This is a genomic window from Bacillus sp. CDB3 (assembly GCF_002081505.1).
Lineage (GTDB): Bacteria > Bacillota > Bacilli > Bacillales > Bacillaceae_G > Bacillus_A > Bacillus_A cereus_AT.
Genome location: NZ_ALBR01000084.1, coordinates 97,193 through 118,983, shown reverse-complemented (window position 1 = coordinate 118,983; position 21,791 = coordinate 97,193). Strand labels below are relative to the sequence as shown.

Sequence of the window (21,791 nt, the reverse complement as noted above, 5' to 3'; positions counted from 1 at the left end):
GAAGCGTCTTTTTTATTTGCTATTCCATCATATGTGCAATTTTCTTAGAGAACATAAGAAGTACTAATCCTAGCACGATTACGATAACACCGATGCTCGCGAATACTTCTAAATATCCTAAAGATTGAGTGAAAGCAGCTAATTGTCCAGCTAATAAGTTTGCACAGCCAGTACCAGCTAACCATACACCCATTAATAAAGAAGCTAATTTAAGAGGAGCGATTGCACTTACCATAGATAATCCGATTGGTGATAAGAATAATTCACCAATTGTATGGAACATGTAAGTGAACACAATGAACAGTAAGTTTGCTTTCATTGTAATGTTACCTTCATCGCTACCAGTTTTTAAAACAGCTAAAGTTAGAATTAAATATCCAACTCCTAGTAAAATCATACCTAATGCCATTTTTGTTGGGATTTTTAAATCACCATTTTTTGTTTTTGAAAGTTTAATCCATAATGCAGAAACAGGTAATGCTAATAAGATAATGAACAATGGGTTTACAGATTGGAACCAAGGTGTTGGAATTGTAAATCCACCAATTGTACGATCTACGAATTTATCTGTATAAAGTGTTAAAGAACTACCAGCTTGTTCAAATCCTGCCCAGAAGAATACAACGAAACAAGTTAAAATTAAAATTGCAGCTGTACGTTTTTTCTCTTGTGCTGTTAAAGGTTTTTTCTCAATTACTTTTGCATTGTTTTCTTTAGATTTTTTTCCGACAACAGTTGTTCCGATAGATCCTAAGTAACGAGGTGCTAATGTATTAAATGCAATCTGACCAATGATCATACCGATACAAGCTGTTAAGAATCCGTATTTATAATCTGTGAAATAACCGCAAATGAATGGAGCGATAAAAGCTCCTAAGTTAATTCCCATGTAGAAGATAGTGAAGGCACTATCACGACGAGAATCGTTTTCGCTATATAATTGACCTAATAAAGTCGAAATATTTGGTTTGAAGAATCCGTTACCAATAACTAATAATCCTAAGCCTAAGAAAAGTCCAGTTTTAGTGTTCATTGAAAATAGTACAAAGTTACCAAGTGCCATAATGATACCGCCGATGGTAATGGCATGTCGTTTCGTAATGAAATGGTCAGTTAACCAACCACCGATAATCGGTGTGAAGTATACTAACATTGTGAAAATACCGTAAATTTGTACAGCAACTGCTTTATCAAATCCTAAACCGCCACTTACTAAGCTCGTTGTTAAATAAAGAACTAATAAGCCACGCATTCCGTAATAACTAAATCTTTCCCATGCCTCTGTAAAGAACAACAAATATAATCCTGGTGGATGTTTTTTTTGTGATTGTTGCTCTCCAGCTTTGTCTAATTTTAAAGCTGCATCCATGTTTGTTTCCCCCTAATCCTGTATAACGGATATTTATGTAATTATTTTAATTCACAAAATATTTAGAAGTCAATAGAATTATATGGAAATAGAAAGAAAATTTCTAAAAAAGTTCTGTTTTTCTTCAACCGTTATTGTATTTTTCCCTGAAAACGAGATAATAAGCGTTTTCAAATGTAGTAATTGAATTCTAAAAGAAAGTAAAATAGTGATTAATCAGAAAATTTAGATTAAAATATCTATTCTGATATAGAGAAAATACACTGTATTTACTTTTATAATATAACATATTGGGAATAAAAATACAAAATGAAATAATGTGACACTTCAGTGAAATGAAAAAACCAGCTCCATAGAAAGGGAGCTGGTTAGGGAAATATTATTTAACAAAGCGTTTTTCGATATCATCTAGTAGTAGGTTAGCAGCCATTACACCGCCTGCTGTATTCCAAATAACATCGTCAACTTTGTATGCTTTTCCATTTTTTACTGCATTTAAGTTTTTAAATAGAGGATCGTTTATATATTCCTTTTCTAGTTCAGAGCCTTTTTTCTCGTTTCCTTTATCGAATGTGAAGTAGAATAATACATCACCATCCATTGCAGAAATACGCTCTTTAGATACGTTACGCTCTGCAAAATCATCTTTATTTTGATCTCCAGGACGTTTAAATCCAAGTTCTTTTAAAATAACACCAGAGAATGTATCACCATGATAAATACGAACATCACCAGGCATAAAGCGTACCATAGAAATTTTTTGATTTACTTTATCGCCGAGTTTGCCTTTTAAATCTTTCATACGTGATTCGTAATCAGCTAAAACCTTTTGACCTTCTTTTTCTTTATTTAATGCTTTCGCATAAAATTTGAAGTTATCTTTCCATTCACCGCGTAAGGTTTCTGAGAAAACAGTAGGTGCGATTGCTTTTAGTTGCTCATACACTTTTTCGTGACGCATTTTATTACCGATAATTAAGTCTGGTTTTAAAGAAGCAATCGTTTCAACGTTAACTTGTCCTTCATCACCAACAACTTTTACATCTTTCATTTCATTCTTAATATGTGGATACCATGGATCTCCAGTCCAAGACTTTACAGCCCCAACTGGTTTTACACCTAACTCAAGTAAGGCTTCAGTTCCTTCATTTGTTAAAATAACTACACGTTTTGGGTTTGCTGGAACTTCTGTTTTACCCATTGCATGTTCAACCGTAATCATTTCTTTTTTATTATCTTCTTTTGTAGACTCTTCTTTGTTATTTGATTTTCCACAAGCGCTTAAAAGAAGTGAAAAAGCTAGTAGAAATACAAATACTGTGAACGATTTCTTTTGCATGAAATTCATTATGTACCCCCTACATGTTGAGAATATTTTTCAATAGCAAGCATGATATTAATACTTCGTGGTCCAATTTTCAATGAAAATAATTCTCATTATCGTTGACAATGAGAATTAAGTTGAAATACACTTACAACGTATCATTATACATTGAAGGGGAAACGCTGCATGTTATTAAAAACAAATCAAGCAAAATGGATTGGATTATTTGTTGGAATCATTGCAGTCGTTATTTGTATTTGGGGAAGTATTATTTTCGGATATACAAATACGAGTTGGAAATTAGCTTTAGATGCTTTTTTCCATTTTAATGGTTCAAATGAGCATATTATTATTCAAAATGTGCGTCTACCAAGGGCGTTAATTGCAGCTAGTGTTGGTGCTAGTTTAGCCATAGCGGGTTGTTTAATGCAAACTTTAACAAAGAATCCGCTTGCTTCACCAGATTTTATTGGATTAAATTCAGGCGCTGCGTTCTTTATAGTTGTAGCAATTGTACTCTTTTCCGTGACATCATTATCAGCTTTCACATGGATTTCCTTTTTAGGAGCGGCAGTTGCAGCAGTACTTGTATTTGCCTCTAGCTCTTTAGGAAAAGAAGGGACAACGCCTCTTAAGTTAACATTAGCAGGTGTCGCGATAAGCGCGTTGTTTTCATCATTAACACAAGGGTTACTTGTTTTAAATGAGAAAGCATTTGAAGAAGTGTTATTTTGGCTTGCCGGATCTGTGCAAGGAAGAAAGTTAGAGATTTTACAATCCGTATTCCCGTATTTATTAATAGGCTGGATTGCATCTCTCATGATGGCAGGGAAAGTAAATACATTAATGATGGGGGAAGACGTTGCAAAAGGACTTGGACAACGAACAATTTTAATGAAATCATTCGTACTACTTATTATTGTACTACTGTCTGGTGGTTCAGTTGCGGTCGCTGGTCCAATTGGATTTATTGGTATTGTTACTCCGTATTTTGCCAGATTCCTTGTTGGAGTAGATCACAGGTGGAGAGTACCGTATAGCGGCTTGTTAGGTGCAATACTATTACTCTTAGCTGATATAGCAGCTAGATATGTCATTATGCCACAAGAAGTACCAGTAGGGGTTATGACAGCATTTATCGGGGCCCCATTCTTTATTTATATTGCACGTAAGAGAGGGCTTAGCAAATGAAGAAGTACATTCCGTTTCGTATAGGAAAAGGTGGGCTCTCGTTTTTAATGTATAAACGAGCTGTTCTAGTCTTATTCAGTTTACTAGTTGTTTTAATAGGATTATTTTTTGCGAGCGCAGGTATGGGAGATATGAAAATTGCTCTTTATGATGTATGGCAAGCAATTACCGGAAATGGTGATGCGATGTCAAATATGGTTGTAAATAAATTTCGTATGCCGCGTATTTTAATTGCAATCCTTGTAGGAATAGCACTTGCTGTAGCGGGGTGTATTTTACAAGGGCTCGTTCGAAATCCACTGGCTTCTCCTGATATCATCGGGATTACGGGTGGGGCAAGTGTTGCAGTTGTACTATTTTTAGCTATATTTAGTGATAAAAATAATGCGCTAACAGTAAGCATTCATTATATGCCACTCGCAGCTTTTGCTGGTGCAACGATTGTTGCGTTATTTGTATATTTATTTGCATGGAGAAATGACGGGTTATCACCGATTAGTCTTGTTTTAATTGGTGTTGGATTTTGGGCGTTAACGAAAGCGGCAACAACTTTATTTATGTTGTTAGCACCAATTTATCAAGCGAGTCAAGCAAATGTATGGATTACAGGTACTGTTTACGGCTCTTCGTGGCAAAACGTTATGATACTTGCGCCGTGGGTTCTTATTTTAACGGTAATATCATTTATAGCGGCTAGACATTTAAATGCTCAAGAGTTAGGGGATGATATTGCGGTAGGACTGGGTGTTCCTTTAACGAAGTCACGCGTATTCATGTTACTACTTAGTACAGCTTTAATTGGTGGCGCGGTTGCCTTTGCAGGAGGAATCGGATTTGTCGGTTTAATGGCACCTCATATTTCACGAAGACTAGTTGGTTCTTTATATGGTGCATTACTCCCAGTTGCGGCTATTGTCGGTGCAATTTTAGTACTTGCTGCAGATTTAATTGGGCGTACAGTTTTCGCGCCACTCGAAATTCCAGCAGGGGTATTTACATCAGCAATTGGTGCACCTTATTTTATTTATTTACTTTATAAAAGTCGGAATTCATAAAGGGAGATGAATATGCAAAAAGCATTGGAGACGAAACGCTTGACGTTGTCTTATGGCGAAACAATCATTATTGATGAGTTGAATTTAGAAATTCCAAAAGGAGAAATTACAATCTTTATTGGTTCTAACGGTTGTGGTAAATCAACTTTATTACGTTCACTAGCTAGATTATTAAAGCCAGCGTCCGGTGATATTTTATTAGATAATCAAGCGATTCAAAGTATGCAAACGAAGCAAATTGCTCGCCAAATGGCAATTTTACCGCAAGGACCACAAGCTCCAGAAGGACTTACAGTATTGCAACTTGTAAAGCAAGGACGTTATCCATATCAAACTTGGCTGAAGCAATGGTCCGAAAAAGATGAGGAAATGGTACAAAAAGCGCTTGCTGCAACGGGTATGACAGAATTTGCTGAGCGTGATGTTCATGCCCTTTCAGGTGGACAACGTCAACGTGCTTGGATTGCAATGACCCTTGCACAAGATACAGATATTATTTTGCTTGATGAGCCGACTACATATTTAGATATGACGCACCAAATTGAAGTGTTAGATTTATTATTCGAATTAAATGAAACAGAGCAAAGAACGATTGTTATGGTATTGCACGATTTGAATTTGGCATGTCGTTATGCAGACAACATTGTAGCTATTCAAGATAAACAAATATATGCGCAAGGTAAACCAGAAGAAGTTATTGACCAGAAGTTAGTTAGGGATGTATTCCGTATGGAGTGCCAAATAAGCGCTGATCCGTTATTTGGGACACCGCTCTGTATCCCGCATGGAAGAGGAAGACGTGTACTTAAAGAGGCTGTTCAGGCGATGAGATAACGAAAAAAGACGATGAGGATTCATCGTCTTTTTTATTTTTGGCAAGAAAATAATAGAAAAAGGGGAATACGTAAACGTCGTTCATATTCTTCTTCATCCTGAAAACAGTTTCGATTTGGTGTAGCTTCTTTTAAGTTTGTAATCGTAAATCCGGCTTGTTGTAATAATGTAAAATATTCTTCCGTAGTCCGGTGATATTTAATAACTTCTTGATCAATCCAAGGTTCAACGCGTTTTCCCGTTTTGAAATAATCATCGACGAGCCAACTAGTTCTTTTACCACTCGTTTGCAAGCTTTCAAATGAAGAGGTAATAACAGGATGTTGAACGCTAAAGGTAAAGGCTCCATTTGTTTTTAAAGTTTGAAACACATTTTGAAAAATGGTATCAAGATGTTCAATATAATGTAAGGCAAGTCTAGATGTTACTAAATCAAAAGTAGAAGGAGGGTATGTATAGTCTTTGAGGTTTAAAAAATGGACGGTGCCATTTTTATTTTCTAGTTGTTTTTTAGCCTTTTCATACATAAGCTCGGAGCCTTCAATGCCAGTGTAAGAGTAGCAGTCATTTTCTAATAATTCTTCGCCGAACTTAGCGTCACCGCATCCTAAATCGAGAATATGTTTCCCTTTTACATCACCAATGAGTTGAAAGAAGGCTGGTTTTTCAAGTGATTCATTTGGGCTATTTTCTCGGTATCTTCGTTTCATATATTGTTTAAAAAACGATTCGTTATTATATACATCAGATTCAGTAAATGCCATTTTAAAAGCCTCCTAAATATTTTTTTAATTCTATCAAATATGAAAAGTAAATGATAGATTTCTTGTAATGAATCATATATAATCTAAAGTTGTAAGCGGTTACTTTAAACTATTTTTCTATAATAAATTCTGAAAACGTGTTAAGCTAGTAGAGGGATTATTAGAACTATTAAGATAATAATTCGCTTACATGAACGATGGGAGGCTTCACAATGTCTAGTAAAACACTTGCGAAATTTTTAGAAGACAATTTAGAGGATTTAAAATCAAAGGGGCTTTATAACGTAATTGATCCGCTTGAAAGTCCAAATGGACCGATTATTACAATTGGCGGAAAAGAATATATTAACTTATCTTCAAACAACTATCTTGGATTAGCGACTGATAATCGCTTACAAGAAGCAGCAATTGGTGCGATTCATAAGTATGGTGTTGGAGCAGGAGCTGTTCGTACAATTAACGGTACTTTAGATTTGCATATTAAATTAGAAGAAACAATTGCAAAGTTTAAACATACAGAAGCAGCAATCGCTTATCAATCAGGATTTAATTGTAATATGGCAGCGATTTCAGCTGTTATGGATAAAAATGATGCGATTCTTTCAGATGAATTAAATCATGCATCTATTATTGATGGTAGTCGTCTATCAAGAGCGAAAATTATCGTTTATAAACATTCTGATATGGAAGATTTACGCAAAAAAGCAATCGAGGCAAAAGAATCAGGTCTTTACAATAAATTAATGGTTATTACAGACGGTGTTTTCTCAATGGATGGAGATATTGCAAAATTACCAGAAATTGTTGAAATTGCAGAAGAGCTAGATTTAATGACATATGTAGATGATGCACATGGTTCAGGTGTACTTGGAAAAGGTGCAGGAACTGTAAAACATTTCGGTCTTTCTGATAAAGTTGATTTCCAAATTGGTACATTATCAAAAGCAATTGGGGTAATTGGTGGATATGTAGCAGGGAAACAAAACTTAATTGATTGGTTAAAAGTTCGTTCACGTCCATTCTTATTCTCTACAGCATTAACACCAGCTGATGCAGCAGCTTGCATGAGATCAATTGAAATTTTAATGGAAAGCACAGAGTTACACGATCGTTTATGGGAAAATGGTCGCTATTTAAAACAAGGGTTAAAAGAACTTGGCTTTAACATCGGAGAAAGTGAAACGCCAATTACGCCTTGTATTATTGGTGATGAAGTATTAACACAAGAATTTAGCAAACGTCTAAATGAAGAAGGCGTATACGCAAAATCTATCGTGTTCCCAACTGTAGCAAAAGGAATGGGTCGCGTTCGTAATATGCCTACAGCAGCTCATACGAAGGAAATGCTAGATGAAGCAATTCTTAAATATGAAAAAGTAGGGAAAGAAATGGGCATCATTTAAGTAACGACATCTTTTGAATAGCTTGCAAATGAGGAGTGGGGAAAATGAAAAAAATTCTAGTAACCGGTTCTTTAGGGCAAATTGGTTCTGAACTAGTAATGAAACTTCGTGATGTATACGGCGCATCAAACGTTATTGCAACAGATATTCGTGAAACAGATAGTGAAGTAGTAAAGTCTGGTCCATTTGAAACGTTAGACGTAACAGATGGACAAAAGTTACATGATATTGCAAAGCGTAATGAAGTAGATACAATTATTCATTTAGCGGCTTTACTTTCAGCAACGGCAGAAAAAAATCCGTTATTTGCTTGGAATTTAAATATGGGCGGACTTGTAAATGCATTAGAAGCAGCTCGTGAATTAAACTGTAAGTTCTTCACGCCAAGTTCTATCGGTGCATTCGGTCCATCAACGCCAAAAGATAATACGCCACAAGATACAATTCAGCGTCCTACTACGATGTATGGGGTAAACAAAGTAGCAGGAGAATTACTATGTGATTATTATCATCAAAAGTTTGGCGTTGATACGCGCGGTGTACGTTTCCCAGGCTTAATTTCTTACGTAGCTCCTCCAGGAGGCGGAACAACTGACTATGCAGTTGAAATTTATTATGAGGCGATTAAAAAAGGTACATACACCTCATACATTGCAGAAGGAACGTACATGGATATGATGTATATGCCTGATGCTCTACAAGCGATCATTTCATTAATGGAAGCTGATCCAAGTAAGCTAGTGCATAGAAATGCATTTAACATTACAGCAATGAGCTTCGAGCCAGAGCAAATCGCAGCAGCAATTCGTAAACACATCCCGACGTTTACAATGGATTACGCAGTAGATCCTGCTCGTCAAACAATCGCTGATAGCTGGCCAAACTCTATTGATGCGACAGCAGCAATGAAAGAGTGGGGCTTTAAAGCGGAATATGATTTAGACAAAATGACAACGGACATGTTGGCTAAGTTAAAAAAAAAGCTCACAGCTGAGTTAGTAATGAATTAATAGGAAGAGCCGATTCTTAGGAATTGGCTCTTTTATTTGTATTTTTAAGAATATACAAATAATTATAATCGTGATAAAATGAATTAATTTGTGCATGAAGGGGAGAGATACAATGGAGAAATGGGAGTTAGCAAAGGAAATTTATAATACGTCACGTTTAACGGGAACATTTAAGCTTCGATCAGGACAAGTATCAAATCAATACTTTGATAAGTACTTATTTGAATCTAATCCAGTACTGTTATTAGAAATTGCTAAAAAATTGAAAGAGCTCATTCCTCCTGAGACAGAAGTGCCCGCAGGTTTAGAGATGGGCGGAATTCCAGTAGCAACAGCATTATCTTTACAAACAGGTATACCAGTTGTATTTGTAAGGAAAGAAGCGAAGAAGTACGGTACATGTAAGTTAGCAGAAGGTATTGATATTGTTGGGAGAAATGTTTGTGTTGTTGAAGATGTCATTACGACAGGCGGTCAAATATTATTAAGCACGAAAGAGTTAAGAGAACTGGGTGCGAAAGTGAATCATGTTCTAGGCGTAATCGAACGAACAAAAGAGGGAAGAGAAAACTTATTAGAAGATGACTTACAACTACATTCTTTATTTACAATGGATGAGTTAATTGAAGGAGAAAAGCAACATGCAAAGAGTTGATGTCGTATATGCACTAATACACGATAGCGAAAAAGATAAAATATTAATGGTACATAATATAGAACAAAACGTTTGGTCACTGCCGGGTGGGGCTGTTGAAAAAGGTGAAACATTAGAGCAAGCACTAGTAAGAGAAGTGAAAGAAGAGACAGGTTTAACTCCTATAGCAGGTGGACTTGTTACAATAAATGAAAAATTCTTTGAAGAATCAGGGAATCATGCGCTATTTTTTACATTCCGAGCAAATGCAGTAACAGGTGAACTTATTGCAGAAGATGAAGGAGAAATTTCCGCAATCGAGTGGGTGGATCGAACAATCGCAAATGAACGATTCCCATTCTACGATGGAGGATTCGAGTCATTACTAGAAGTTTCCATTCCATACAAGTTTCAACCAGAAACAAAGTGATTGAAAGAAAAAAACAGGAGCGACAACGCTCCTGTTTTTCTATTCAATTGTCTTCAGTAATAACTTTTTCAATAGTGGTTTAATCTTCAAACGTAAATCTTCAGCGTGATTTGCAACTAAGAAGTGATGGTTATAAATGTTCTTCATTAATTGATAAGTTGCTTCTTTCGCTTCGCCTTCTTCGATGAAGATTCCGATTACTTCCATACCACTTTTACGAGCAAGTTTGACAGCTTCATGCGTATCTAAAATACCGTCTTGTTGATAGTCTAGCGCAGAAGGTTCACCGTCTGTAAAGACAAGTAAGAATTTATGCTTTTCTGGTCTTTTTGCAAGCTTTTCAGAAACGATACGAATAATATATCCGTCGCGATTATCTTCTTCTTCGCGAAGCTGCATAATTTCGGGACCAACGTTTGGTAACGTTGAGTTTTTATATGTCACAACTTCATGGATAACGTTCGGCTTATCTTCAGGTTTAGCACTAGATGCATCTTCCCAAAATCCGCTAATAGCGTGCGGGATTTTTAAAGATTTCAATGCTTCATGGAATAGGACCACACTCTTTTTCGTTTCTTCCATTTTGTTATACATAGAACCAGAGCAGTCCACTAGTAGTTGGAATGCAACGTCGAGCTCTTGTGATTCTTGCCCTTTTTTATAAAACATGCGCGGCTGCTTTTCAGTATAAATACGAAGGAATTTCTTACGAAGTCTTCCGTAGTATTTATCACTATGTGCATTCGTTTTATTTTCAATCGTCTTTTCGATAATTTTTTTTAATTCTTTTACATCCTTATTAACAACTGATTTGATAGCTTGGTAATCCTTTTTCTCGTCAGGATTTGATTTGCGAGCTTCTTTAAATGTATGAGAGGCACCAACGTTATACTTACCGTATGCACCCTCGTTTTGGCTAGAAGCGTGTGAAGCTCTTGCTTCTTCTGTATCAGCGCCATCAAAGTTGGATTGCGTACTTTTTTGAGAAGTACCTTGTACAGAACCAAGCGCTTGATCGCCATCTTCTGATTCGCGAGCAGTATCACCCATCATGTTTGTTTTTGTTCCACTTTCTAATTCAAAGCGTAAAAAGTTCTCGTTTTCGTTATTTTTATTTTCACGATGCCATGTGGAGAAGCTTTCATCCATTTTGTTTTTATTGTCATCGTCATCTATGAGTTGCGTATCATCATTTGCTAATTTTTCAGCGCGACTGTCTTTCTCATCTGCAATAACAGATAAGTAGAGCGGGGCATGTCCGAAATAATTGTTAAGCATATCATTTTCAAGAAGCTCCTCTAAGCGGTAGCGAATTTTCTCAATGATATACATAATATCTTCTGTATTACGAGCTTGGAATGTTTCATGTAAGATTGTTTCAATTTGCTCGAAATATTCATTATTAAACATTTCATATTTATCACTCGTTAATGAAAGGTAACATAGACAAAATAGACGATCACCGTGATAGTTACGAACGCGGTTTATTTCATTTTGTGAGCCGAAGTAATTGCGGTACATTTCTTTTCGGCGTTTAAAAATATGTTTCGTGCCAGGGCGTAAGTTTTTTACGATTTCCTCGACACGTAAATCTTCTAATAGAACAAATAATTGTGTTAAGAACTTCTTTAGGGGCGATTCTTGTAATTCAATCGCATAAGAACGAATTAAAGCCATGTCCGAGTAATGTTTATTACCAAGTGCTTTTAAGAACACTTCGCTTTTTAATCCGATTACTGTATCTTCTTCTTTTCGATCATCCCAAAAGTGACTAATGACAACCTTTTTTTCAATTTCGTCGTAGTATGCTTTATAGCCATATTCAAGATAGGCATCGTCTTCTTTTAGAAGGGCATACATTAAGTTTTCCATTTGTAGAAACAGCGACGCATCAATTTTTTTGTCACTAAAAATTTGTCTCATGAATTATCCCTCAAAGAAATAACTTTCTGCTAATTCACGGACAGTCATTTGTTCTGTTTCATCATTTAATTTCGCAATAATGCTTCGCTCAATAGCACGCATAACAGGAATGTATACACCTAAATCGCATGCGTCGATAATACCACGAATACTTGCTGCTTCTTCACTTATACGTCCATCGCGAGCTAAAGGCATCAGATCGCTTGCAAATGCAACGAATTTTTCAATTGTTGCAACATCATTTAATTTTGATTCAGATAGTAATAGTTCTTTTAATGTATCACCTTGAATATAAGGAACTTCAATAATAACGAAACGGTTTTTTAATGCTTCGTTTAGTTCACTTGTCCCAACGTAACCTTCGTTAATCGCTGCAATTACGCGATATTCGCCATCACCGTATACAACCTCTTGTGTAAATGGGTTTGTAATCATTTTACGGTAATCTAATGCGCCGTGAAGAAGTGGTAACGTTTCAGGTTTTGCCATATTGATTTCATCAATATATAGGAAATGACCGTTCTTCATTGCTTTCATAAGAGGACCGTTAACGAACGTAACTTCAGATGCTCCGTCTTTCGTTTGTAATGTGTTGTATCCTAAAATACCTTCCACATCTAAATCGACAGAACAGTTAATGCTATGCATTGGTTTTTGGAATAAAGAAGAAAGAGTTTCCGCTAGTACCGTTTTACCACTACCAGTCGGTCCTTTTAATAGAATATTTTTGCCAAGAAGAAGTGCCGTAATAGCATCTTCGATAATGCTGTTATCAGATGCTTTATATATTTTAGTACCGATTAAATGAGCATTTTCACCAGCTTCTTGTTTATTCTTTTCATGAATTGTAGAAAGCTGCTGTTTTAAATCAGAATGTATATGAAATTGTTCTAACATGTATTTCCCACCTAACATTATTTTCATAAAGTAATACATCTTATGATAACTTGTTTTAATATGGTATGCAAAGAAAAGGAGAAGGGGGAAATATAAAAGAAAAAGCAATCAATATCACATTGATTGCTTATAGTAAAGGAGAAATGAGTCGCATAAAGGACTCTAATATTCTTTTTTTGATACTTCTTTTTTGGAACGAGTTCCATTTAATTTCAGTGGAGTGTTTAAAGTCTTCTTCAAAATCGCGTTTAATATCATGAACGGTTTCTGATTCATATAGTACGCTAATAATTTCATAATTCAATTCAAAGCTACGTACATCCATATTTGCTGTTCCGATTGTTGCAATTTTATCGTCAACGAGTACAATCTTTGCGTGCATAAATCCATCTTTATAACTGTAAATAGAAGCACCAGCTTTTAAAAGTGGAGTGAAATAGGATTGAGATGCTTGATCGCTAATAATACTATCACTCTTACCAGGATATAAAATGCGTACATCTATGCCAGATATTGCACTTAATCGTAATAATGTTAAAGTTTCTTGATCCGGAATAAAGTATGGTGTAGCAATCCAAATAGATTTTTTGGCTGAGCCCATAACAGCTAGTAATGTATTACGAATACTTTTATCATCTGAGCTTGGTCCACTTGCTACAATTTGCACCGCACCTTCTGCATCCGGAATTTCTTTTCCTGGGAAGTATTGTCTATTCATAAATTGATCCCAAGAATAAGTATTCAATCCACTAGACGCATAAAGCCAATCTTCTAGAAAGATGGCTTGTAATTTATACAATGCTTTTCCTTCTATTTTTAAATGACTATCACGCCAAACAGGGAATTTTTTTGAGCGACCAAGATATTCATCACCTACGTTAAGCCCTCCCGTAAAACCAATTTCTCCATCTACAATGACGATTTTACGGTGATTACGATAATTAACTGTCTCCAGTAACCAAGCTGAAAAAATAGGGTCAAATTCGACAATTTCAATTCCAGCTTCTTTCATAGGCTGTAAAAAGCGTCTTCTTAACGTATTACTTCCGAGTCCATCATAAAGGAAGCGTACAATAACACCGTCTTTTGCCTTCTTTATTAAAGCATCCCGAACTTTTGTACCAATTTCATCAGATTTATAAATATAGTATTGAATATGTATATGGTGTTTTGCATTCTCGATTGCGTTCAAAATTTCTGAAAAGGTTTGATCACCGTTTGTTAAAAGTTTTGTTGTCGTTCTATCTGCGGCAGGCCCACCTCCGAATTTTTGTACGATTTCTGTTAAATGTATAGAACGTTCATGTAATGGGACTGTGAGTGATAATTCTAGTCGTCTTCCTTCTAATATTTCGCGGAATAATTTTCTTTGTTCTTCTGAACGATGAAGATGTTTTTTTCTTCTCCAACGGCTACGCCCGAAAATAGAGTATAAAAGTACACCTACAACAGGAAGAAGTGCTAATACTAAAAACCACGCTAAAGTACTTTGGGGAGATCTATTTTCTATAAAAATAACGAATGAAATTCCTACGATTGTGATGGACCATAGAGCACCGACAAACGTATATAACGAAATAACCGATGTATTTAATAGGAAAAGAACGATAGATACGATTGTAAATATTAATAATAATTGAACGATAGGTTTCTTCATTTCTATATAATTCCTCTAATCTTTCTTAAATATAGACTTCTTAAATAGAAGATATAATCTGACATCCTTATTATAAAGCGTTTTGTTTTTTTTACAAAATATAGACATTTGCCCTATACTTTCCGCATTTGTCCTACATACAGTATATTGTTACGTTGTTATCCCGCTATTTGTTGGTTAATGATCAGTTTAGGAGGGACAAAAACCTTGCTCCTTATATAGGAAAGGGAATGAGGTTTCTTTCCTGGATTTGTAGCAGGTGCATTATGAAGCCCAGGATATGGTTATCCATATTACGCGGATTTTTCTTATTATATAGGTTACCAACAAGGACCGTACTATTCATACAATACCTATTAAGGTGAGAAAATGGAAGGGAGAGGGGAATAATGAATTATATAGAAAATAACGGATTGTATTATCGTCATAATCATGGAGGGCACCATCATAATGGCGGACATAATCACCATGGTGGACACAATCATTATGATCATCATCATCATCACGGTGGTGGATGGGGCTGGGGTGGCGGCTCATGGGGCGGTGGATTTTTCCCTGGAAGTTTTGCTGGAGGCGTGTTAGGTGGGCTTACAGCTGGCGCATTAACGGGTGCGGCAGGTGGAGGCTACTATCCATCACCGTACCCAGTAACATATCCAGTAACATATCCAGCACCATACCCAGCACCATATCCAGCACCATACCCGGGTTACCAGCAAACACCATATCAGTATTAAACTAAAAAAGAGGATATCCTCTTTTTAGTTTAATACTATATTTATTTATAAAATACTTCCAAAATTAAGGTGAAAATATGTTAATATTTTGTTATTGTAATTCAGTATATTAAATGCAAATTTTGATTTTATCCCGCTATTTGTGGGCAGTAAAACTCCCACCTCAAAATTCAGCTGGAACAAAGAAGTTAGGTGGAAGCCCTGCTTCCTGTAAACGCCCTATTGGTGAAGACTAATAATCAGTGGATGATGAACCCCCCCACTGATTAAAGTTTCACTTTATATTATTATTCGTGAATAGTTGCATTTTATATTTTAATCTCTATTTCATTATGTATCGGCAGTTAGATTTACATCTTAACATCTCATAAAATAAAAGAGATTAGGTGTGAGGCCACATTAATAGGGAGTAGAGGCTAATATTGATGAAATTGTCACTTTAAAAATTAAAAGAATGTAAGAGAATACGGTATAATAAGTTTAGATAAACAGAGAGATGAGAAGCTTCTACTATCATTAAAATAGCACCATATTGCTTTTTTTATAAATAATATTATGTTATTTTAATCGGCCTATTTAGAAAGAATTTGTGATTTATGTAAAGGCATATTGTTAGAAAATGAAATATCTCTATTTCTATGAAGAGAAACGAGTTGTGTTTTAGTCAGATAGGAAGCAAGGAGAGATGCGTATGCTAGAACAAAGAGGTCATGCATTATATGACTCTTCATTGCGAGATTTAAAGTTAGCATTAGATGAGTCTTCAATTGTTGCTATTACAGACCGAAATGGTCGTATTACATATGTGAATGATAAATTTTGTAAAATCTCAAAATATAAAAGAGAAGAGTTAATAGGAAAAGATCACCGTATTTTAAATTCTGGATATCATCCGAAAGCATTTTTTCAAATTTTATGGAAGCGTATTTTGAGTGGGAAAGTTTGGACGGGGGAAATTCGAAATCAAGCAAAAGATGGTACGTATTATTGGGTTAAAACAACAATTGTTCCATTTTTAAATGAAAAGGGTGAACCCTATCAATTTATTGCAATTCGAAATGATATAAGTAGTAGGAAAGAAGCAGAACAAAGATTACGATTAAGCGAAAGTCGTTATAGGGAACTTGCTTATCACGATGCGTTAACAAGTTTACCAAACCGTTTACAGTTAATTACGACTGTAAATAAGATGATTGCAGAGAAAATAGAGTTTGGCATGATTTACTTTGATTTAGATCGTTTTAAATTAGTGAATGATACGTTAGGTCATATGATAGGAGATTTACTTTTAAGCGAAGTTGCTTCACGGTTGCATTATGTGCTAGGAGAGAAAGATGTTCTGGCTAGGCTGGGTGGCGACGAATTTGTGTTGTTAACAAAAACTCATACACATGATGAGATGCGGCAGTTAGCGACATCGGTATTGTCATGCTTTCAAGCGCCATTTATGCTTGAAGGTCATGAAGTATATATTTCAGCTAGTCTAGGACTTTGTTCCTATCCGCAAGATGGAAAAGACGTTGAAACGTTATTGAAAAATTCGGATTTAGCCATGTATAGTGCAAAAGAGCAAGGAAGAAATGCGGCGTGCTTCTTTACAGATGAATTACGTGCGAAAATAAACCGTAGAATGAAAATAGAATTTGCTTTGCAAAAAGCAATTCGTGACGAAGAATTAAAAGTGGCATTACAGCCTATTATTGATTTGAAAACAAAGAAATGTACTGGTATTGAAGCTTTAGTACGTTGTAATACAGAAGAAGGACCTATTTCACCAAGTGAATTTATACCTGTAGCTGAAGAGTGTGGACTTATTATAAAACTAGGAGACTGGGTACTAGAAAAGTCATGTCGACTGTTTAAAACTTTACCAGAGTATCAAGAGGGACTGAAGTTATCTGTTAATTTATCAATACAACAATTGATGCAAAAGCGATTTATTTTATCTGTTCGTAGTATATTGAAGCGAACAGGATTTTCACCAAATCGTTTAATATTAGAAATAACAGAAAGTATAGCTGTACGTCATTTTGATTATATTATTGCTACATTACAAGAATTAAGAAGTATGGGGATTTTAATCGCTTTAGACGATTTCGGAACAGGGTATTCCTCATTATATTATTTGAAAAAACTCCCACTTGATATTGTGAAAATTGATCGTAATTTTATTCGTGAGTTTCATTATGATCACGCACAACCTGAGCGAACGATTGTAAAATCGGTTATTGAGATTGCCCATAGTTTAAATTTATTAGTGGTTGCTGAAGGGGTAGAAACGGTAGAACAAGAAAGTTTATTACAATCAATGGGTTGTGACTTTGTACAAGGTTTTTATTATGCAAAACCACTAGATGTAGGTGAACTAAAAGAAAAGTTATTAACTGATTTTTAATAAAAAAAGAGAAGCGGAATGCTTCTCTTTTTTATTATTTTTTTTGTGAATCTTTCATTAAAATTGGATAAAGAATAAGGCCTAATACAAACAACCCAATTCCTAAGAAGAAAGTTTTTAAATCAGCAGTTCCTGTTTTAATAACCCAAATGGAATATAAAAATGCTAGTGCAGTAATGATACCATCTTTTATGCGAGATCCAGGCATTATGTCATACGTTTCGCCCGTAATAACTAATTTTAATTGATACAAGGTAGAAACAAGGTAGGGGATTAAATATGCTAATGTCGCTACAACAATAGCGAAATTATATGCTTCTGAAACCGTACCAGAAATCGTTGAAAATAAGAAAATTTGTGTCATTACATTTGTAATCAATAATGATTTTGAAGGACTGCCTTTTTTATTTGTTTTTCCGAAAAACTTAGGGGAAAGCCCATTTTTTGCTGCTTGGTAAGGTACTTCTGAGCTAACAACGATCCAGCCTACAGTAGAGCCGAATAAAGATACGAGTGCAAGTAAGGCCATTATATAAGCACCTTTACTACCAATTGCTAAATTTAATGCATCTACTAATGGCTTTTGAGACTCTTTTAAAACATCTTGCGGAAGAGCACCCATTGTTAGTAGAGTAATTGCCATGTAAATAAGAAGAGCAATAATTAATCCGAAAATCGTTGCTTTTTTAACATCACGCTGAGATTTTGCACGATTAGAAAGCATAACTGCTGACTCAATACCGATAAACGCCCAAAGTGTTGCAATAGCCGCTGAATTTATTTGTCCGCCTAATGAAATGGCTTGTCCAGATTCATTCATAAATGTTTGACCGTCTCCGAAATTAGAGGCATTGAAAATAAATAATGTGATTACAATAAACATTGTAAATCCGATGATTTTTGCAATGGTAGCAAGAAGATTCATATTACCAGCGCGATCAATATTTTGAGATAGAATATATTGAATACCCCATAACATAAGGCTACATACGAGGAAAGTTAACCCTTTTCCAAGTTCTAGTGAAAATCCATTTATTGAAAAGAGAATTTGCTTACTTTGTAAAACAGGAAAGAAGGTTGATAAATATCCTGCAAAGGAAATAATTACAGATGCTGTAGCAGCCCAGTTAGCAGCCCAATATCCCCAAGCCATACTATAACCTGCAATTTTACCTGCCTTTTTGGATGTAAACATTGCTTGGGCATAACTTTGTGGTCCGGCTTTTAATTCTGGTTTTCGAATTGCTAAATTTCCAAATACGAGTGCAATCATAAATACGCCAAGTCCTGTAATACTCCATGCAAGTGTAGAACCCATTGGACCTGATACGTGTGCTAAATTTGCTGGGAGCATAAATACGCCACCGCCAACCATATTCCCGATAACAAAAGCTGTTAAAACCCATAATCCCCATTTTTTCGTTTCCATTTTTGTTAACTCCTTTGTAGTAAGATTTGCTTAAACATCATTTTTTACTAGCTTTTTGGCAATAAAAAAAGAGCCATGTAGATAAAAAATACCTACATGGCTCTTTGCCAAAGCGTAGGTACAATGGGAATAACCCTTGTACCTACGCGTAATTTTTCCGCTAGGTTTCAAGGGTTAAGTATGATGATGATGTTTTTGTGCAAATGTAACTACAATTGTTGTATAAGTAAGCATAGTTCTTTGCTCCCTTTCTCCTCTGATTTTGAAGCTAGTATACTACATGTTTTTTTGAATGAAAAGAAAAATATAAATTTTTTTATAAAAATACGTACCATTGGTTAAATATTTACCTATATTTTTCTTGTACTGGAAAATAAGTGAGAGATTGGCAGAAGAGTGTAGCGTGGTATAATACATATAGAATTAGAAGGTGACAAGGGGCTATTGTAGATGATGAGTAAGTATGAACAAATTTATACAGAAATCAGTAAGTCTATTGATAATAAACAATTAAAAGAGGGATGCAAAATCCCATCAGAAACTGAATTAATGAGGCAGTATGAAGCAAGCCGGGGCACTGTAAGAAAAGCGGTAGATTTATTGCAAGAGCGTGGATATGTTCAAAAAATACATGGAAAAGGTGTTTTTGTATTAAAGCGAAAAAATATTGAGTTTAACTTCGGTGGCATTGTAAGTTTTCAAGAAGAAAATGAGCGTCTAGGACGTCATTGTATTACAGAAGTCGTGGAAATGGAGAAAGAAGAAGCGACAAAAGAGGTTGCAAAATTATTAAACGTGAAAGAAAAAACAGAAATAGATCATATTAAACGTGTGCGAAATATTGATGGAGAAAAAGTAATTTTAGATATAAATCATTTTGTATCTGAGTTTATTCCAGGGTTAACGAGAGAAATTGCAACGGCATCAATTTATAAATACATTGAGAAAGAATTAGGGCTACATATTAGTTATTCGCAGAGGGTAATTGAAGTGCAGCCGTGTACAGATGATGACCGAAAGTATTTAGATTTAAATGGCACAGATTATGTTGTCGTTGTGAAAAACTTTACTCATTTATACGATGGGAGTCAATTCGAATATACGGAATCACGTCACCGCTTAGATATTTTTCACTTTTCGGATGTGGCGCGAAGAAAGTAAAGAGGTGAAACGAAATAACGTTTCATCTTTTTTTTATAAAAAAATCATCAACTCGTATATACGAGTGTTGACTAACTTATATATATGAGTTAATATGTAAGTGTAAACGGTATCAAAAAAAGAAAAGAGGGACGGGAATATGGGGAAAGACTATCGTAAAACAGCAGAGGAAGTGTTGCAGTATATTGGTGGGAAAGACAACATTGAACAAGCTGCGCACTGTGTAACGAGGCTCCGTATCGCTTTAAAAGATGAAAGTAAAATAGATAATGATAAATTACAGTCTGTTTCATTAGTAAAGGGAGCGTTTCATAATGCTGGGATATTTCAAATTGTAATTGGCCCAGGGGACGTAGATCGTGTTTACGCTGAATTGATAACGCTTGCAGGTATGAAGGAAGCGACAGTGGCTGACGTGAAAGATTCTGGAAATCAAAAGTTAAATCCAGCTCAAAAGTTTGTAAAAGTATTTTCAGATGTATTTATGCCGATATTACCAGCGATCGTAACAGCTGGTTTACTAATGGGGATTAACAATTTATTAGGAGCAAAGGACTTATTTTTTGATGGTAAAAATTTATTAGATGTTTATCCGAATTTAGGCGGGCTTTGGGATTTAATTAATATGATGGCCAATACAGCATTTGTATTCTTACCAGCACTTGTCGGTTGGTCAGCAACGAAGCGTTTTGGTGGTAGTCCAATACTAGGTATTGTTATGGGCTTAATGCTTGTGCATCCAGCCTTATTAAACGCCTGGGATTATGGAAAAGCAGCGACTGGCTTAGAAGGTCAAAAGATTGAGTACTTCAATATTTTAGGATTGTTCCAAATTGAAAAGGTAGGATATCAAGGTCAAATTTTACCGGTGTTAGTAGCAGCGTTTGTATTGAGTAAAGTAGAGATTTTCTTAAAGAAACATGTACCAAATGCAATTCAATTATTAGTTGTACCAATTACAACAATCGTTGTAACAGGTGTGTTAGCATTAGGAATTATTGGTCCAGTTACACGTCATATTGGAGATTTATTAACAGCTGGATTAGTGGGCGTATATGAAACAGTACCAGTAGTTGGAGCAGTATTATTTGGAGCATTATATGCACCGCTTGTAATTACAGGCATGCATCATATGTTTATTGCGATTGACTTACAATTAATTGCACAGCACGGTGGTACATTTATTTGGCCGATGATTGCTCTTTCTAACATTGCGCAAGGAAGTGCGGCACTTGCAATGTTCTGGATTTCTAAAAATCAAAATGATAAAAGTATGGCGTCGACATCAGCAATTTCAGCGTATTTCGGTATTACAGAGCCGGCGATGTTTGGTGTGAATTTACGAAATAAGTTTCCGTTTTATGCAGCAATTATAGGATCTGCTGTGGCAGCGATATTCATTACATTAAATGGTGTATTAGCACCTGCTATCGGAATTGGCGGATTGCCAGCATTTATTTCTATCATTCCGAAATCGATTCCAATGTTTATTGTAGGAATGATTATCGCAGTTGTAATCCCATTTACGTTAACATGGTTATTTGCTAAAAGAGTTAAACAGAAGTAGGAGGAAGTTAA

Annotated in this window: 18 protein-coding genes; 11 read left to right on the top strand and 7 right to left on the bottom strand. The window is 35.4% G+C overall.

Annotated elements, in window-relative coordinates; genetic code table 11:
* Positions 1-19: 19 nt before the first annotated feature.
* Together CDB3_RS21145 and CDB3_RS21140 are read right to left on the bottom strand one after the other, a co-directional pair.
* A complete protein-coding gene (locus CDB3_RS21145) occupies positions 20-1,369 on the bottom strand; it encodes a peptide MFS transporter (protein WP_128855843.1) in 1,350 nt (449 codons plus the stop codon).
* Positions 1,370-1,748: 379 nt separating this feature from the next.
* Positions 1,749-2,717 carry an ABC transporter substrate-binding protein gene (locus tag CDB3_RS21140; protein ID WP_128855842.1) on the bottom strand — a complete coding sequence of 323 codons (969 nt, stop codon included), beginning with the start codon at positions 2,715-2,717 and terminating at the stop codon, positions 1,749-1,751.
* A gap of 162 nt (positions 2,718-2,879) precedes the next feature.
* Here CDB3_RS21140 and CDB3_RS21135 point away from each other — a divergent pair, with 162 nt between their 5' ends.
* The 3 genes from CDB3_RS21135 to CDB3_RS21125 are packed head-to-tail and all read left to right on the top strand — an operon-like array spanning position 2,880 to position 5,773.
* Entirely contained in the window at positions 2,880-3,884 is a 1,005-nt protein-coding gene (locus CDB3_RS21135; RefSeq protein WP_128855841.1) for a FecCD family ABC transporter permease, read from the top strand.
* Positions 3,881-4,939: a FecCD family ABC transporter permease gene (locus CDB3_RS21130; RefSeq protein ID WP_128855840.1), complete on the top strand. Its 1,059-nt coding sequence runs from the start codon at positions 3,881-3,883 to the stop codon at positions 4,937-4,939. The genes CDB3_RS21135 and CDB3_RS21130 overlap by 4 nt, the downstream gene beginning before the upstream one ends.
* Positions 4,940-4,951: 12 nt before the next feature.
* Positions 4,952-5,773 (top strand): ABC transporter ATP-binding protein, encoded by an 822-nt coding sequence (locus tag CDB3_RS21125; protein WP_128855839.1) that lies wholly within the window; start codon positions 4,952-4,954, stop codon positions 5,771-5,773.
* Between the two features lie 32 nt (positions 5,774-5,805).
* On the opposite strand, the gene CDB3_RS21120 is transcribed toward CDB3_RS21125, so the two are convergent.
* Positions 5,806-6,537 (bottom strand): class I SAM-dependent DNA methyltransferase, encoded by a 732-nt coding sequence (locus tag CDB3_RS21120; protein WP_128855838.1) that lies wholly within the window; start codon positions 6,535-6,537, stop codon positions 5,806-5,808.
* A 212-nt stretch (positions 6,538-6,749) separates the two neighbouring features.
* Here CDB3_RS21120 and CDB3_RS21115 point away from each other — a divergent pair, with 212 nt between their 5' ends.
* The 4 genes from CDB3_RS21115 (at position 6,750) to CDB3_RS21100 (ending at position 10,014) form a co-directional block, all read left to right on the top strand.
* Entirely contained in the window at positions 6,750-7,940 is a 1,191-nt protein-coding gene (locus tag CDB3_RS21115; protein ID WP_128855837.1) for a glycine C-acetyltransferase, read from the top strand.
* 44 nt (positions 7,941-7,984) lie between these two features.
* Positions 7,985-8,950: an L-threonine 3-dehydrogenase gene (locus CDB3_RS21110; RefSeq protein ID WP_128855836.1), complete on the top strand. Its 966-nt coding sequence runs from the start codon at positions 7,985-7,987 to the stop codon at positions 8,948-8,950.
* 112 nt (positions 8,951-9,062) lie between these two features.
* On the top strand, positions 9,063-9,605 hold the full coding sequence (gene pyrE, locus CDB3_RS21105) for an orotate phosphoribosyltransferase (RefSeq protein ID WP_128855835.1): 543 nt from the start codon (positions 9,063-9,065) through the stop codon (positions 9,603-9,605).
* Positions 9,592-10,014 carry an NUDIX hydrolase gene (locus CDB3_RS21100; RefSeq protein ID WP_128855834.1) on the top strand — a complete coding sequence of 141 codons (423 nt, stop codon included), beginning with the start codon at positions 9,592-9,594 and terminating at the stop codon, positions 10,012-10,014. The genes pyrE and CDB3_RS21100 overlap by 14 nt, the downstream gene beginning before the upstream one ends.
* Before the next feature lie 39 nt (positions 10,015-10,053).
* On the opposite strand, the gene CDB3_RS21095 is transcribed toward CDB3_RS21100, so the two are convergent.
* The 3 genes from CDB3_RS21095 to CDB3_RS21085 all read right to left on the bottom strand — a co-directional run bounded on the left by CDB3_RS21095 (position 10,054) and on the right by CDB3_RS21085 (position 14,491).
* Positions 10,054-11,937: a vWA domain-containing protein gene (locus tag CDB3_RS21095; protein ID WP_128855833.1), complete on the bottom strand. Its 1,884-nt coding sequence runs from the start codon at positions 11,935-11,937 to the stop codon at positions 10,054-10,056.
* 3 nt (positions 11,938-11,940) lie between these two features.
* On the bottom strand, positions 11,941-12,834 hold the full coding sequence (locus tag CDB3_RS21090; protein ID WP_128855832.1) for an ATP-binding protein: 894 nt from the start codon (positions 12,832-12,834) through the stop codon (positions 11,941-11,943).
* Between the two features lie 127 nt (positions 12,835-12,961).
* Positions 12,962-14,491 (bottom strand): cardiolipin synthase, encoded by a 1,530-nt coding sequence (locus CDB3_RS21085; protein WP_128855831.1) that lies wholly within the window; start codon positions 14,489-14,491, stop codon positions 12,962-12,964.
* Positions 14,492-14,880: 389 nt separating this feature from the next.
* On the opposite strand from CDB3_RS21085, the gene CDB3_RS21075 reads away from it, so the two are divergent.
* Both CDB3_RS21075 and CDB3_RS21070 read left to right on the top strand, forming a co-directional pair.
* The gene (locus tag CDB3_RS21075) at positions 14,881-15,228 is read left to right on the top strand and encodes a cobalt transporter (RefSeq protein WP_128855830.1); all 348 of its coding nucleotides are present in this window, start codon (positions 14,881-14,883) and stop codon (positions 15,226-15,228) included.
* Between the two features lie 691 nt (positions 15,229-15,919).
* The gene (locus tag CDB3_RS21070) at positions 15,920-17,623 is read left to right on the top strand and encodes a putative bifunctional diguanylate cyclase/phosphodiesterase (protein WP_128855829.1); all 1,704 of its coding nucleotides are present in this window, start codon (positions 15,920-15,922) and stop codon (positions 17,621-17,623) included.
* Between the two features lie 34 nt (positions 17,624-17,657).
* Here CDB3_RS21070 and CDB3_RS21065 read toward each other — a convergent pair whose 3' ends face one another.
* The gene (locus tag CDB3_RS21065; protein WP_128855828.1) at positions 17,658-19,052 is read right to left on the bottom strand and encodes an amino acid permease; all 1,395 of its coding nucleotides are present in this window, start codon (positions 19,050-19,052) and stop codon (positions 17,658-17,660) included.
* A 450-nt stretch (positions 19,053-19,502) separates the two neighbouring features.
* On the opposite strand from CDB3_RS21065, the gene treR reads away from it, so the two are divergent.
* Both treR and treP read left to right on the top strand, forming a co-directional pair.
* Positions 19,503-20,213 carry a trehalose operon repressor gene (treR, locus tag CDB3_RS21060; protein ID WP_097832845.1) on the top strand — a complete coding sequence of 237 codons (711 nt, stop codon included), beginning with the start codon at positions 19,503-19,505 and terminating at the stop codon, positions 20,211-20,213.
* Positions 20,214-20,352: 139 nt separating this feature from the next.
* A complete protein-coding gene (gene treP / locus CDB3_RS21055; protein ID WP_000513928.1) occupies positions 20,353-21,780 on the top strand; it encodes a PTS system trehalose-specific EIIBC component in 1,428 nt (475 codons plus the stop codon).
* Positions 21,781-21,791 lie beyond the last annotated feature (11 nt).

Bases quoted from the DNA above. Each gene is read 5' to 3' on its own strand.
- CDB3_RS21145 (WP_128855843.1), bottom strand. From the start codon at position 1,369: ATGGATGCAGCTTTAAAATTAGACAAAGCTGGAGAGCAACAATCACAA.
- CDB3_RS21140 (WP_128855842.1), bottom strand. From the start codon at position 2,717: ATGAATTTCATGCAAAAGAAATCGTTCACAGTATTTGTATTTCTACTA.
- CDB3_RS21135 (WP_128855841.1), top strand. From the start codon at position 2,880: ATGTTATTAAAAACAAATCAAGCAAAATGGATTGGATTATTTGTTGGA.
- CDB3_RS21130 (WP_128855840.1), top strand. From the start codon at position 3,881: ATGAAGAAGTACATTCCGTTTCGTATAGGAAAAGGTGGGCTCTCGTTT.
- CDB3_RS21125 (WP_128855839.1), top strand. From the start codon at position 4,952: ATGCAAAAAGCATTGGAGACGAAACGCTTGACGTTGTCTTATGGCGAA.
- CDB3_RS21120 (WP_128855838.1), bottom strand. From the start codon at position 6,537: ATGGCATTTACTGAATCTGATGTATATAATAACGAATCGTTTTTTAAA.
- CDB3_RS21115 (WP_128855837.1), top strand. From the start codon at position 6,750: ATGTCTAGTAAAACACTTGCGAAATTTTTAGAAGACAATTTAGAGGAT.
- CDB3_RS21110 (WP_128855836.1), top strand. From the start codon at position 7,985: ATGAAAAAAATTCTAGTAACCGGTTCTTTAGGGCAAATTGGTTCTGAA.
- pyrE (WP_128855835.1), top strand. From the start codon at position 9,063: ATGGAGAAATGGGAGTTAGCAAAGGAAATTTATAATACGTCACGTTTA.
- CDB3_RS21100 (WP_128855834.1), top strand. From the start codon at position 9,592: ATGCAAAGAGTTGATGTCGTATATGCACTAATACACGATAGCGAAAAA.
- CDB3_RS21095 (WP_128855833.1), bottom strand. From the start codon at position 11,937: ATGAGACAAATTTTTAGTGACAAAAAAATTGATGCGTCGCTGTTTCTA.
- CDB3_RS21090 (WP_128855832.1), bottom strand. From the start codon at position 12,834: ATGTTAGAACAATTTCATATACATTCTGATTTAAAACAGCAGCTTTCT.
- CDB3_RS21085 (WP_128855831.1), bottom strand. From the start codon at position 14,491: ATGAAGAAACCTATCGTTCAATTATTATTAATATTTACAATCGTATCT.
- CDB3_RS21075 (WP_128855830.1), top strand. From the start codon at position 14,881: ATGAATTATATAGAAAATAACGGATTGTATTATCGTCATAATCATGGA.
- CDB3_RS21070 (WP_128855829.1), top strand. From the start codon at position 15,920: ATGCTAGAACAAAGAGGTCATGCATTATATGACTCTTCATTGCGAGAT.
- CDB3_RS21065 (WP_128855828.1), bottom strand. From the start codon at position 19,052: ATGGAAACGAAAAAATGGGGATTATGGGTTTTAACAGCTTTTGTTATC.
- treR (WP_097832845.1), top strand. From the start codon at position 19,503: ATGATGAGTAAGTATGAACAAATTTATACAGAAATCAGTAAGTCTATT.
- treP (WP_000513928.1), top strand. From the start codon at position 20,353: ATGGGGAAAGACTATCGTAAAACAGCAGAGGAAGTGTTGCAGTATATT.